This is a genomic window from Scardovia wiggsiae, assembly GCF_051045985.1.
Classification (GTDB): domain Bacteria; phylum Actinomycetota; class Actinomycetes; order Actinomycetales; family Bifidobacteriaceae; genus Scardovia; species Scardovia wiggsiae.
On the sequence record NZ_CP157350.1, the window covers coordinates 990,056 to 1,002,511 of the forward strand.

At 53.4% G+C, this 12,456-nt stretch carries 10 protein-coding genes and 1 tRNA gene; 2 read left to right on the forward strand and 9 right to left on the reverse strand.

All coding sequences use genetic code 11. The features are described from left to right. Positions 1–45: 45 nt before the first annotated feature. Together ABKA16_RS04180 and ABKA16_RS04185 are read left to right on the forward strand one after the other, a co-directional pair. Positions 46–1,155 (forward strand): DNA-processing protein DprA, encoded by a 1,110-nt coding sequence (locus ABKA16_RS04180; RefSeq protein ID WP_381000596.1) that lies wholly within the window; start codon positions 46–48, stop codon positions 1,153–1,155. A gap of 83 nt (positions 1,156–1,238) precedes the next feature. Next, positions 1,239–1,922 carry an O-methyltransferase gene (locus ABKA16_RS04185; RefSeq protein ID WP_381000594.1) on the forward strand — a complete coding sequence of 228 codons (684 nt, stop codon included), beginning with the start codon at positions 1,239–1,241 and terminating at the stop codon, positions 1,920–1,922. A gap of 135 nt (positions 1,923–2,057) precedes the next feature. On the opposite strand, the gene ABKA16_RS04190 is transcribed toward ABKA16_RS04185, so the two are convergent. The 9 genes from ABKA16_RS04190 to tsaE all read right to left on the reverse strand — a co-directional run bounded on the left by ABKA16_RS04190 (position 2,058) and on the right by tsaE (position 12,452). Beyond that, complete coding sequence (locus tag ABKA16_RS04190; RefSeq protein WP_381000592.1) at positions 2,058–2,708, reverse strand: TIGR00730 family Rossman fold protein; 651 nt, start codon at positions 2,706–2,708, stop codon at positions 2,058–2,060. Positions 2,709–2,911: 203 nt separating this feature from the next. Continuing rightward, positions 2,912–4,210, reverse strand: a complete 1,299-nt coding sequence (locus ABKA16_RS04195; protein WP_381000639.1) for a Na+/H+ antiporter NhaA — start codon at positions 4,208–4,210, stop codon at positions 2,912–2,914. Positions 4,211–4,571: 361 nt separating this feature from the next. Continuing rightward, a tRNA-Arg gene (locus ABKA16_RS04200) sits at positions 4,572–4,645 on the reverse strand. 55 nt (positions 4,646–4,700) lie between these two features. Then, the gene (locus ABKA16_RS04205) at positions 4,701–7,607 is read right to left on the reverse strand and encodes a bifunctional lysylphosphatidylglycerol flippase/synthetase MprF (protein WP_434156649.1); all 2,907 of its coding nucleotides are present in this window, start codon (positions 7,605–7,607) and stop codon (positions 4,701–4,703) included. Positions 7,608–7,688: 81 nt separating this feature from the next. After that, positions 7,689–9,206 (reverse strand): alpha/beta hydrolase, encoded by a 1,518-nt coding sequence (locus tag ABKA16_RS04210; RefSeq protein WP_381000588.1) that lies wholly within the window; start codon positions 9,204–9,206, stop codon positions 7,689–7,691. A 147-nt stretch (positions 9,207–9,353) separates the two neighbouring features. After that, positions 9,354–10,400, reverse strand: a complete 1,047-nt coding sequence (tsaD, locus tag ABKA16_RS04215; protein WP_381000586.1) for a tRNA (adenosine(37)-N6)-threonylcarbamoyltransferase complex transferase subunit TsaD — start codon at positions 10,398–10,400, stop codon at positions 9,354–9,356. Continuing rightward, positions 10,393–10,863, reverse strand: coding sequence for a ribosomal protein S18-alanine N-acetyltransferase (rimI, locus tag ABKA16_RS04220; RefSeq protein WP_434156650.1), 471 nt, complete (start codon positions 10,861–10,863; stop codon positions 10,393–10,395). The genes tsaD and rimI overlap by 8 nt, the downstream gene beginning before the upstream one ends. A gap of 8 nt (positions 10,864–10,871) precedes the next feature. Next, positions 10,872–11,807: a tRNA (adenosine(37)-N6)-threonylcarbamoyltransferase complex dimerization subunit type 1 TsaB gene (gene tsaB / locus ABKA16_RS04225; RefSeq protein WP_381000582.1), complete on the reverse strand. Its 936-nt coding sequence runs from the start codon at positions 11,805–11,807 to the stop codon at positions 10,872–10,874. Positions 11,808–11,825: 18 nt separating this feature from the next. Beyond that, a complete protein-coding gene (gene tsaE / locus ABKA16_RS04230; RefSeq protein WP_381000580.1) occupies positions 11,826–12,452 on the reverse strand; it encodes a tRNA (adenosine(37)-N6)-threonylcarbamoyltransferase complex ATPase subunit type 1 TsaE in 627 nt (208 codons plus the stop codon). Positions 12,453–12,456: the final 4 nt, after the last annotated feature.

Sequence of the window (12,456 nt, forward strand, 5' to 3'; positions counted from 1 at the left end):
GCCTTAGCCACCCTTGCTTATTGCTGCAACACTGCAAATGCAATCATGTACGCGCTAACTGGCATATCCCCATCATCAGCCGCTGAAGTGCGGTCAGATGAACTGGCCCAACCATACAGCGGCACATCGTCTGCCCTGGCTGCAGAGTATCCCGCTGTGTCTGCCGCGCTGCCGGCAGCAGGCAGGTGTGCTGCACAGAAGGTCCCAAGGATCAGCCCGCAGGAAATGGTTGTACAGCTTAAACAGCTGGCTGATGACCCGGCCAGGCTAACACCGGTCCTGAACAGGCATATAGAAGAGATCATCTGCACGCACCGGTATAAAAACCACGATCGCGCCATAGCTTCATTCAAGGAATCCCTCAGCAGGTGGGTCGGACGGATGCGCCTGATCAATGGGCTGTCAGCAAAGGAATTGTGGACGTATTTTACACAGAATAACGAATATTGGATAATTACCCCGGGAAGTTCCTGCTGGCCTGGCCAGCTCAGTGACCTCTGCCGGATAACGGACAGCACGCCTCCACTATGTTTATGGGGGAAGGGCGACCCCAGTGCCCTTATATCCTGTGATTCGCCTGTTGGCATAGTAGGTTCAAGGGATTGCACCGAATACGGCAGATCTACGGCTTTCAACGCAGCACGGCAGGCAGCGCTCCATGGGCATTGTGTAGTGTCAGGAGGGGCAATGGGGATAGATGCCTGCGCACATTGGGGTGTATTAAGCGCGTACCAGGATATCGGCGACCAGTGCGGAAAAACCGTTGCAATATTTGCCGGAGGCCTTAATACCCGCGGCCCGAAGTGCAATTCAAACCTTTTCGATACTATATGCAGCCATCATGGGGCGCTTGTCAGTGAGCTTCCTCCGGACACGCTGCCGGAAAGCTTCCGTTTCCTTATGAGGAACAGGCTTATCGCTTCATTATCACGGACGCTTATTGTCGCCCAGGCACGGCACCGGTCGGGTGCACTGAACAGCGCAACATGGGCGGCCGATATGAACCGCGATGTATATGCTGCGCCCGGCGACAATAATAAGCCGTACAACACCGGATGCAACGCCCTCATAGCAGAAGGGAAAGCGACTTTGCTGCTCTCCGCCACGGACATATCCTGTATCTGCCACAGCGCTCACCCGCCATGCGCACGATAGCAGGCGAAACGGGAGAATGCACGCAGCCTCATCCGGTCCATTTTGGCGAACCTCTTTTCCTGCGATATCCATAGAATCGAAGTATGGAACAACAACGCCTTCATACTTCATTTTCTAAAATTTGTGAATACGCAGAACAATATGCGCTGGACCGTGAATCCGAAAATACCCATGATATGAGATCACACTATGCATCTGCTGACCCTCATGACCTGCATGCCAGCGCGGCCGAATGCAGTTTCATCGCCCAGCTGGCACAGACTGTGGATGCCCGGACGGTTATTGCTATCGGCTCGGATAATGAGATGGAGGTGCAGTATCTTACAGAAACCCTTCCGCCCGGAAGCCTTATCACAGTCATCAATGCACATTCAAAAACAGGGCCAGGCCTGCGGAACAGCTACAGCCCTGCCCGCAGCAATACTAATAATGTTAAGCTCCGTACAGTGACCGCAGATATCAATGAATACCTTCCGCGACTCAATGAGAATGACTACGATATGGTCATCCTCGGCAATGGAGCCGGCGATCCGCAGCAGATCGCTGCTGCATCATCACGGCTCCTGCGTCCGCAAGGTGTCCTGCTTATCACTGACGTCCTGGCGCTGCGCAGCCGTACTTCAAACGGCGGCGTTATCAATCCTGCAGACCGCAGCGACCACACAGTCAGTATGCGGGAGCTGATTGCCCGATTTTCCGAAGCGGAAGATTACACCTCAGTCCTGCTGCCTGTCGGTTCCGGGATACTCTTCTGCACAAGGCAATAAGATTAAAATGCAGAGTGCTCAGGCATAAAACAGTTACACAGCAGGTCGGACCTGCCCGGCGGCTGCGGCCGCAAGGCGCCGGCACATGCAGCCTTCTGAAGTACCTCTTGTCAAAAGAAGTACCGCTGGCCGCTATTATCCGGCCAGCGGAGTTGTCACGATATCGACCGCCTCAGCAACATCATCAGTGAACCTGACAACCTGAGGGTCAAGCGGAGAGATCATACCATTATTCATTACTGTTGTATCAAGCCAGTCAAACAGGTCGCGCCAGTAATTCCCCTCGTATAATGCGATCGGGATACGGGGGGCTTTGCGTGTCTGGATCATCGTAAGGGTTTCGAACATCTCATCAAATGTGCCGAAACCGCCGGGACAGATGATGATCCCCTGGGAATGCTGGAGGAACATGGTTTTTCTGACAAAAAAGTGTTTGAATGTAATAGAAGTATCTACGTATTCATTGACGCCCTGCTCATGGGGCAGTTCGATGCCCAAGCCTACGGAACGGCCGCCTGCAAGTTTTGCACCACGGTTAGCCGCTTCCATGATCCCAGGCCCCCCTCCTGTAATCACTGCCTTGCCTTTCCCTACTGCAAGTCCAGCCATCTTTTCGGCCGCCTGATAATATGGGCTTTCCGCGCCTAAACGGGCTGACCCGAAAATAGATATTGCCGGACCAATATCCGCAAGGGTTTCGAACCCTTCCCTGAACTCATCGGCAATCCCGTCGATCCAGGCCTGGGCGTTTTCCAATTTTACCCCCGAATAGTCTGCCTCTGTCATCGTGCACCAAGCCTTTCTGCACTTCTGCAATTATTATCCCCTGAGCCACACAGGCTCTTACCATATTTTTAATTCTGTATTAATACCATTCGACCTGTATATTGTACTCTGATTTGGATACCTGTCAAAGCTTCCGGCATCAACCCAATATGCTTTGTCTCCCTGCTATACCTCAGGTAACCCTGCGGCCTGTGGTCCAGACGCTACCCTTCCCTGCTGAATTCCATGTCTTTGAGCGCCAGCTCTTCTTTTTCCTGTTCAGGATCTCTGCTGTAGCGCAAAGACTGGTTATACAAAAGGGCAGCAGCGATACCGGCGGAGAGCAGCGACCCTACGAGGACGCCGAAGCGCGCCTCATTTTGAAGCAGTACATGTTTATAGGCAAGCGATGCCATAAGGAAAGCCACGGTAAACCCTACTCCGCAGGCAGTCGCCATAGGGATAAGGTCCCTTACTTTCAGCCCAGGCGCAAGTTTAAGCCTAAACACATGGGTAGATAGCCATGTAGCTCCAAGCACTCCGAGAGGTTTGCCGAGGACAAGGGCAAGAATGACCCCGTAAACGATCGGAGAAAGGAGAAATGACGTTCCTGATGCGCCGGTAAATGAGATGCCTGTTGCAAAAAAAGCGAATACCGGTAAAGCCAGGAGTGCGGAAAATGGCTGAAGCTTGTCATGATACCGCTCAGCACGCGGGGTCTCCTCGTCGAACACGGGCTGCGCAGGCGTCAGAAGCCCGACAAGCACCCCGGCCAGCGTGGGATGGATCCCCGCTTCAAACATCATGACCCACGCAAGAAGGCCGACACCGGCAACGATAATCCAGGGGACACGCTTCATACGCACAAGGAATGACCATATCACTGCACAGGCAGCAACTCCGGCAAACCAGTACCACGCATGGAGGGAAGAATAGAAAATGGCAATAATGATGATACCCAGAAGGTCATCAACTGTAGCCAGTGTCATAAGGAAAGCACGGATTGACCCCGGCAGCGCCTTGGCAAAAATCGCCAGGATCGCCAGTGAAAACGCTATATCTGTAGCAGTGGGGACAGCCCATCCCTGCGCGGCAACAGCAAAACCCACACCGTGTACCAGGTCCAGATGCGTGCCTGCACAGGCAGCGCCAATGAAAATCACAGGGGGAAGAAGCATGCCTCCTACCGCTGCAAGCATGGGCACAGCGGCCGCTTTGGGATTTGACAGGGAACCGGTTGACAGCTCCTGTTTAAGCTCCAGGCCCACGACAAGAAAGAATATCGTAAGAAGGCCGTCCTGCGCCCAATGCCCAATCTCCAGGACAAGGTTTGTGTGCGGTACCCCGATGGTATAGCCTGATAAGGCTTCGTAGGCCCCTTTCGTAACAGGCAGATTCGCCATAAGCAGGCCTGCCAGGGCGAAGCACAGCATGATAATCCCCGACGCGCGGTCAGAATGCGCAAGTTTAAGGAGCATCCTCCCTGGGCGGCGCCAGCGGGAATCCTTACCATCGGCGAGCATATCCTCAGAAAAGCCGGGGAGTGTCACAGAGCGGAAAGGGCGGATCACTTTCTGTGCAAGACTGCTGAGTGCCTTCCTTCTGCTGCGACGGCGCCCTGTTTTGGATAGCGACTGCCTCGAAGCGCTTTTATGCTGATTACGGGTATTCCGTTTGTCGGATTTCCCGCTCTGCCGCCCGTGCGGTTTATACCGTTTCGGTATCCGGCCCATGTGCGCTCCTTCCTGTTATCCGCCAACCGCTATTTTCCATCCTGCCCGGAGGTCTCCTTTAACCATAAATCATAATATACTTCACTGATACGGGACAGTACAGGCAGGGAATAACAAAAATCCCCGCCTATTTCCGGGCAGGGACTGCATGTGCGCCAGACAGGATTCGAACCTGCAACCTTCTGATCCGTAGTCAGATGCTCTAATCCGTTGGGCTACTGGCGCATGCTGTTATCTTTCAGACAACAAACAATATTTAAGCACGATAGCAGGAGAAAACCTATACGGCGTGTTTTGTATCAGCCGAACTACGGCTTTTATGGAATTCGGACGGCCGTCTGGTGCCGTGGGTTTCCTTTCCCAGCCTGTCCGCCCCGTCCGGCCGTTTCTGGTTCCTCGTAAAAGTGCCTACAAGCGACATGACATCGCGTATCTTCATATCCGGCAGATATGCACGTGTAACGGCGAGCGCCAGCTGAGGGAGCCTTGAAGAATCGGGATAAGCGATATACACATGGTTTTCTGCAGGCTGGAACTTCTTCTTGAAGAAAAGGAGTGATCGGAAACCATACGCAGGTTCAAGCATATTCGCTGTCATCTGCAGTATATGTGTCAGGCTTGCAGATTTTCCCTCAATAGGCCGGATACCGGAAAGAGGGGCTGCTGAAAGGCTGAGGAATTCGATATCGCGCATTCCGGGGTCAGCAGCCGGACCGTTGGGATTATTACTTTGCCCATCCCTCAGGCGCTCAGCCATACGTGCAATAAGGAATTCCATGATCCCGTTGATGGCATCCTGGCGATAGCGCATGAAATCAAGGGTCCATCCTATCACCCTGCCTTCGCGGTAAACTGGAAGCCAGCTTGTAACAGCCTGGACTGTACCTTCCCCATCTATAGCATACAGCAGTTTTACGCGGGGATCCATAAGTTCTTCAATGCCGCCAAGTGTGAACTTCATTTCGGGGAGGGATTTATCTTCTGCCCACTCTTCAGAGATCGTCATAATCTGGGAACGGATATCGAATGTGGCATCCTGATATGTAGACAAAACATCAGTGATACCCTCACGTTTGGCTTTATTGATAGCGGTACGTACATCCTGCCACTTTTTGCCGGCTGTTTTCCACTGGCGCGGGTCAATGACCATTTCAGTGCCTACATCAAGGCTGTTCCATTTCAGCTTTTCCAGCCACTTCCGCTGCTCTTCATGGACAGCATAGAAAACTGGCATCCATGAATTGCTGTCGCAGAATTTAGTGAAATCAATGATATCCTGTTTGTATTCAGCAGGTTCCCCGAAGGGACCGGTAACGGTCAGGGCGATCCCGAAATTTACCCGGTAAGCAATGGCAGACCTACCCGATGCCGAAAACCAGTAATCATTACCTTCCCATGTAGCCATGAATGACATGGATTCACCGCCGGCCTCAACAAGGCCGCTTGCTTTCTGATGCTCTTTCATTCCTATGCTGCCGTGATCGGAAAACCACAGGACGAAAATAACCCCTGTAACGGTCCAGAATATGGGTCCAATAATCCCTGCAACGATGCCCGCAACCGGGCCAAGCGGGATCGAGGCTAACCGTGCCAGTCCCAAAAAGCCGATAGGCAGGTACCGGACCATCAGCGAAATAAGGATGTTTACGCCGCTGGCCTGCCCCTCAGGATAATCCGTACCATCGTCCGGCAGCGGATTGGGGGTATATTTGACCACAAGGAAATAAATAAGGCTCAGTGCAATAAACGTTACACCGATAACAGCAGCTCCGCTATAGAGGAGTGCAGGCCGGGTACGGATATGGAACCTGCGTATCTGCGTTATATACACGATAATGAGGATAAGAGGCAGAAGGCATATAGCTGCGAAGTTTTTCAGCGTCCCGTGCGACGGCAGGGCCCTGCCCAGCTGGGCCTGCGCCTGTTCCCCATATGCCAGGCTTTCCAGGAGCACAGGAAGCACGAAGTAATAGACTTCGGAAAGGATAATAATCCCCAGATTCCATACAATGGCCATATGGACAGCAGTCCTGCGCCCACGGTAAATACCCCATGCGATGATGAGGGAAATGGCTACCGGCAAAAGCGAGACAAGCAATGCCCCGGAAAGATGGACACGCATAAAACCGTACCGCATATAGCACCCTGTACTGTGCACCTGCTGCATGCATTCGGTTATTTTTGCAAAATCAGCCTGGGAAGGCCCGAGAAGAAGGCCGATATCCGACAGAGGCCCCGCATGGATCGGCGATGTTACAGCAATAAGGGGCCCTACCGCAGCTATAACCGTAATAATGCTCAGTATCCGCCATACTTCTATTGCCTGGACAGGCTCAATAACAAAATCCTGGACAGCTTTACGGACGAACATGAAGCCGCAGGCTTGTCCGACAAAAGCCCCTATCAGCAGAACATAATCGATAGGTTCGCCCCTGTATAAAAGCCCGGCAAGTATAACAGCATACGTAAAAATATACAGTCTTCGGCGCCATAATGGGGTGATAGCAGCACCGGCAGCCATAAGCGGGCCGATAACAAGGACTCCCGGCCCATAGGACAGCGAAAGGTCAAGCAATATATGCCATTGCCTGCCATGCCCCTGGATCAGGTAGCACAAAGCAAGGCCTGAGCTTAAACCGATGATGCAGCATACTATGCCGGTCGCTGCAGCCCGCAGAAGGCCAAGATGGGACTCAGCAATGCTGACCGCAAATAAGATCGTTATGACCCCAATAATTATCTGAGGGATATCGTCAACGAAGAAAATAGAAGCAACAGCTGTATACCATCTGCCTGCGATCAGCTGCCTGTAGCTGGTGCGGAAATATTCATGCCCGACATACTGCAGAAGAGGCCGAAAATTAATATGCCGAGAAATAGCAGCACGTATAACAATGTTGTACAGAAGGAAGGACACGGCAAGCGATACGGCAAGGGGGTGTTTGCCTATCCACTGGAGGCCGTCAAGGAGCAGAGCACGGGCAGGATGCCGCGAAGGATCTATGGCCTTTAAAACCTTCAATCCCTTATAGTTCCCGTGCTCCTCGGAACTTTTGCAGCCCCCTCCTTTCCTCAATCTGTGATCCCGGGATGCCTCATACTCCGGCCCTGCCGCCGGGACAGCGCCTGATGGCGGCAGCTGTTTATCACCAGCATACTGCCCCGTGTTATCTGACATATCTGACATATCTGAATTCTCCATATTTCCAGCCTCTCGGCGGGTCCAGCCCCCCTGCCGGACTCCAATCCATTGTTATTGTACCGCAGTTCAGCCGTGGCCTTCCTGTCCGTACGATATCTTCACCCCATCCATATGGGTCAGCGAAGGGAAACTGCTGATACGCACAGTGCCCTGTGACAATCCGGTCTCCATGCAAAACTGTGCTAACCCGTAGTTCATGACAGCTCTTACACTGTTCCAGTCATGGCCTTTGCCCGCAACAACAACCGCATCGACTTTCATCCCCCTGGCGCTGGCCGCTTGCGCAACAGACCGCGCATTATCCTGCCCTATCTGGTCATACTGGCCGGCACCGAAAAGGATGGTCTGGCTGGGCAGGCCATATTTCCGTATTGCCACCGCCGGTACATGGTCCTCGTACGCTGCACGTGAACCGCCATAAAACCTGCCGACCATTTCAGGGACAGGACCGTTGGAATGATGCACCTCGCCCCCAATGGAAATGATATGCCCGTACAGATTATGATACTTAGGCCCGAGATGCGTTGCGCATGTGCCGCCCATTGAAAAGCCCGCGATGCCCCAGGCCTTGCCGGGAAGCTGCACAGGAAGGCGGGATGTGATCCAGCCTGTTACATCTCTGGTAATATATGTCTGCGCATCCCCATATACAGGGGTATCAGAACATAATGTATTATGCGAAGCATCCCCCAGATGGTCAGGTGAAACCACTATTGGCGCTATGCCATGGTGCTTTTTTGCAAATTCGTTGAGGGAATCCTGAAATCTCCCCGAAAGGAAAAACCTGTCAGGGCTGCCCGGCTGGCCGGAAAGGGCGATAAGGACAGGGAGCCTGGGAGGGTTATCGGCGAGGGCCGCGGGAGGAAGATAAACATTGGCTTTACGCGGCTTAAAATGTGCGATACGGGCGGGGATATCGACAGTACGGACGATCCCTTCCCTGCGCAGCTTCGGCAATTTTCCCGCCTTCGCTGCTGCTTCCCATTCTTTCACTGTCCGTGTTGTGCCATGAGGCTGGTATCCCGGCATTTCAGGGAAAGCTTCAGCACCCAAAACCGACCTGATGGTCGGATACTGCCCGTAAACAGCATTCACACCTACGACCCCATAAATAACCGAAAATATCATGAGGATAACAGAAAGCACCTTCCTTTTCCCCCGATACGCCAGCAGAGATGCAGCAGCAAACCCGAAGATCCCCATTGCGGCTGCAACTTTAACAATCACAAGAAGCCCCAGCTCCACCCCGAATACGACCCACACATGCGACATAAGATATGTGAGAGCCCACCCGAAACCGAAGAATACGGCTGCGAACAGGGCCTGCCATGCAAATGCAGTGATCTTTGGATGACGGCATCGGGATATAAAGTTTCTGAATACGGCAGAGGCCGGAGGCTTCTGAGTATCCCCGATGCCCTGGCCCCCTCCGGTATCCCCGGTTTGGGAAACGCGCCGCTCCCGCTGGGTATGCGGCCGTGCAAAAAGAGGGAGGAGGCTTACCGCAAGTACTGCAACGATTACAGTTATCGATGCAGGAAACCATCCTTTGTCAAGATCAATATCAATAAACCAGTTCCCCATTTTATATCCTGTTTATGCCATGCTGCCGGACATCGCACTGCCGGTTCCATGCGCTGCATGTGCTTACCCGTCTTACAGCAGATTATACCAATGGCATATCCTTCAGCATGGGCTTTTCCTTCAGCATGGGCTTTCTGCCCTTTTCACCTATTCCATGCAGATACGGTCCATCGGCATGGAGGAGTCAATAGAAAATCCGGGCGAAGAAGGCCTGATATCCGCTTCTATAAGGTTCACGCCCAGCATGCCGATCATCGCACCATTATCTGTGCACAGCTTAAGCTCGGGGATACGGATATTGACTCCACTGCGCGCCCCGGTTTCAGCCAGCTTAGCCCTCAGCTGCGAATTGGCGCTGAACCCACCTCCGACGATCAGCGTATCCGAGGAAAAGGCCTTGCATGCCTGTACGGATTTGTCGGCAAGTACTGCTGCCACTGAATCAACCAGTGAAGCGCAGACATCGTCAACAGGGATTCTGTTACCCAGAGCACCCTGCTCCTCCAGCCACCGTGCCACTGCCGTTTTCACGCCCGAAAAGCTGAAGTCATACGGATGCCGGGCAGCAGACCTTCCCTGGGTCAGCCCCCGCGGTACCTTGACTGCGTGCGGGTCCCCGCTGCGCGCATGCCTGTCGATATAGGGGCCGCCCGGATACGGGAATCCCAGAAGCCGGGCGATCTTGTCAAAACACTCGCCGGCAGCATCATCAAGGGTAGTGCCGACAACAGAAACAGAACGCGCTACATCGCGTACATGCAGCAGCGAAGTATGGCCGCCTGAAACGATAAGGGCCAGGACGTCCCGCGGAAATACGCCGAACTGCAGCTGCGTAACCGCGATATGCCCGATAACATGGTTAACGCCGTACAGCGGTTTATGCGCTGCCGCAGCGAGTGCCTTCGCCCCTGAGACCCCAACAGCCAGGCAACCGGCGAGACCCGGGCCCGCCGAGACTGCAACAGCATCCAGATCGGAAAGATCCATATTGGCATCTGACAGCGCCTTCGAAACAACGGGGACAAAGGATTCGGCATGTGCCCGGGAAGCAAGCTCAGGTATGACGCCTCCATACCTGGCATGCTCATCCATAGAGGACGCCACAACATTGGACAGCGCCGTGCGTCCGCGGATAACAGCAGCCGCCGTTTCATCACATGTCGATTCGATCCCTAAAACTACCGGCTCACTCATGATAGTCCTCCTGAAAATCCCCCTTACGGCCTTCAGCAACAGTACGGGCCATAGTATATGCATCAATATCTTCAGGCTGGTAATACCGCCTGCGGATACCCATAAGCTCAAACCCGTTTTTCTTATACAGGCTGACAGCGGGACCGTTATCGACACGGACTTCAAGGAGCATACGTCCGGCTCCAAAACCGGCCGCAGCCCGGCACAGCTCATCTAACAGCCTCTGCCCTCTGTGCTGGCGCTGATATTTCTTACTGACGCCAAGAGTCATGATCTGGGCGTCATCCGAATCAAACCAGAGGCCTGCATATCCGCAGATATCGCCTGACTCCCTATCTTCGTCCACAATATACATGCGTGACGGAGCCGCCAGTTCCTGTCTGATAATATCTTCGTTCCACGCCTCTTTACCAAAAAGTTCTGTCTCAAGTTCTGCGATACGGGCAATATCGCGTTCAGCCATTTTCCTGATCATGAGAGGGCAGGCCCTTCTGTTCCGGAACCCAGTGAAAGCGATATGGACGTCTGTCCCAGCCTGTGTTTCCCAGCTGATGGAATAGTAATATCAGGCCGCCGCAAATATAAAGGCTCTGTTCCGCATGCATCCCCTGCCCTGCAGTGAGCCCAAGCGGTTCGAGCAAATATGCCGAGCCCCTCAGGTGACCTGTCGGACAGGCAGGTTCCCTCAACGACCTGCCCCAGGGAATCCCCGAAAATATCCCATGCGAACCTGTATTTTTTACTGCCGTTCCCCACAATATCAACAGCAATACGGGAACGGCCGGCCTGCGCGCATATCTCGGCAGAATGGCTGCTGAGATATGACAAAACTGAATCTGCTATATCTTCTGCTGAAGCGATATCCATAGGGATAAAAATGTCAGGGAGCGCATCGCGGCTATCCGCCGGCCGGGCATATCCGGATCCGGGACGGGCCTCACCATACAGCGCATAATACAGCTGCTTACGCCGGGCGTCATTAACAGCCAGCGTCAGATGGTACGTACCGCTATCGTCGTTATCATGGTTGCCGGGGTCTCCCTTCCTGGCCCATGACCGCCATAAAGCCTGCGGTTCCAGGATATCCTGCCCTATGATCCGGATATCCTCTGCAAAAGCAAGGGCACGGGCAGCAACTATCCCGGCACGGAGCCCTGTAAACGGGGCTGGCCCAGTCCCCACAATAACGGTATCCAGATCGCCGTAGCCCAGACCGGCATCAGAAATGGCCCGGTCAATATTCACCTGCAGCTTTTCAACATGGCATCGGGAATCAGCCTCAACGATCGGGCTGCAGCCAATGATACCAACACAGGACCCGTAAGACGTATCAATGACTAAACAGTGTCCCAAAGAGGCTGAGGACATATCTTCGTATGCACCTTTATCAGTTTTACCTATCATCATTATCTTTGTCTATCATAATTACCGCTTATCGCTGCCGGCCCCCAAGCTCTGCTGTAAAGAGCCCAGACGATTATCCCATGCCGCGCCTACAGGATGGAGGGTGACAGCTCGTTCCCCGCCATCTGATAAAAACCCGTCTGATGTACGGGCTGAAGTTACAGGACGTGTAATACTGATCTCCAGCCGGCTGTCCGACAGGACGGACGCCATCGCAGACCCCCATTCTATAAGTATGCAGGTACCCGGGCGGGGATCTTCAAGCTCCTCATCAAGGCCGAGCGACTCAAGCTCATCAAGAAGCCGGTTTTTTGCATTGTGCGGGTCCTGTGATTGAAGGCTCCTGTCATTATCAGATCCGGGGAGCCGGTATGCATCAACATGGATAAGATGGGCCGGCGAACCATCGCTGTAATGACCGTCAAGCTCCCGGGCAATAGTGAAAGTTGGGGATACAACTGCCCCCTCCACATCAAGCCCCATGCCTATCCCCTGGCTGAAGGTTGTTTTCCCCGCACCCAAAGGTCCTGAAAGGACAATAACGTCGCCAGAATGCATAATTTTCGCAATACTGCTGCCGCAGGCGCGCATATCGTCGGCAGTAGCAGCACGCAGCATAATATCCGGACTGCTTTCTGTATAAACCATATTT

Coding starts and splice junctions, on each gene's coding strand:
- tsaB (WP_381000582.1), bottom strand. CDS start 11,807: ATGATGATAGGTAAAACTGATAAAGGTGCATACGAAGATATGTCCTCA.
- ABKA16_RS04190 (WP_381000592.1), bottom strand. CDS start 2,708: ATGACAGAGGCAGACTATTCGGGGGTAAAATTGGAAAACGCCCAGGCC.
- rimI (WP_434156650.1), bottom strand. CDS start 10,863: ATGGCTGAACGCGATATTGCCCGTATCGCAGAACTTGAGACAGAACTT.
- ABKA16_RS04185 (WP_381000594.1), top strand. CDS start 1,239: ATGGAACAACAACGCCTTCATACTTCATTTTCTAAAATTTGTGAATAC.
- tsaE (WP_381000580.1), bottom strand. CDS start 12,452: ATGGTTTATACAGAAAGCAGTCCGGATATTATGCTGCGTGCTGCTACT.
- ABKA16_RS04180 (WP_381000596.1), top strand. CDS start 46: ATGTACGCGCTAACTGGCATATCCCCATCATCAGCCGCTGAAGTGCGG.
- tsaD (WP_381000586.1), bottom strand. CDS start 10,400: ATGAGTGAGCCGGTAGTTTTAGGGATCGAATCGACATGTGATGAAACG.
- ABKA16_RS04195 (WP_381000639.1), bottom strand. CDS start 4,210: ATGCTCGCCGATGGTAAGGATTCCCGCTGGCGCCGCCCAGGGAGGATG.
- ABKA16_RS04210 (WP_381000588.1), bottom strand. CDS start 9,206: ATGGGGAACTGGTTTATTGATATTGATCTTGACAAAGGATGGTTTCCT.
- ABKA16_RS04205 (WP_434156649.1), bottom strand. CDS start 7,607: ATGTCAGATATGTCAGATAACACGGGGCAGTATGCTGGTGATAAACAG.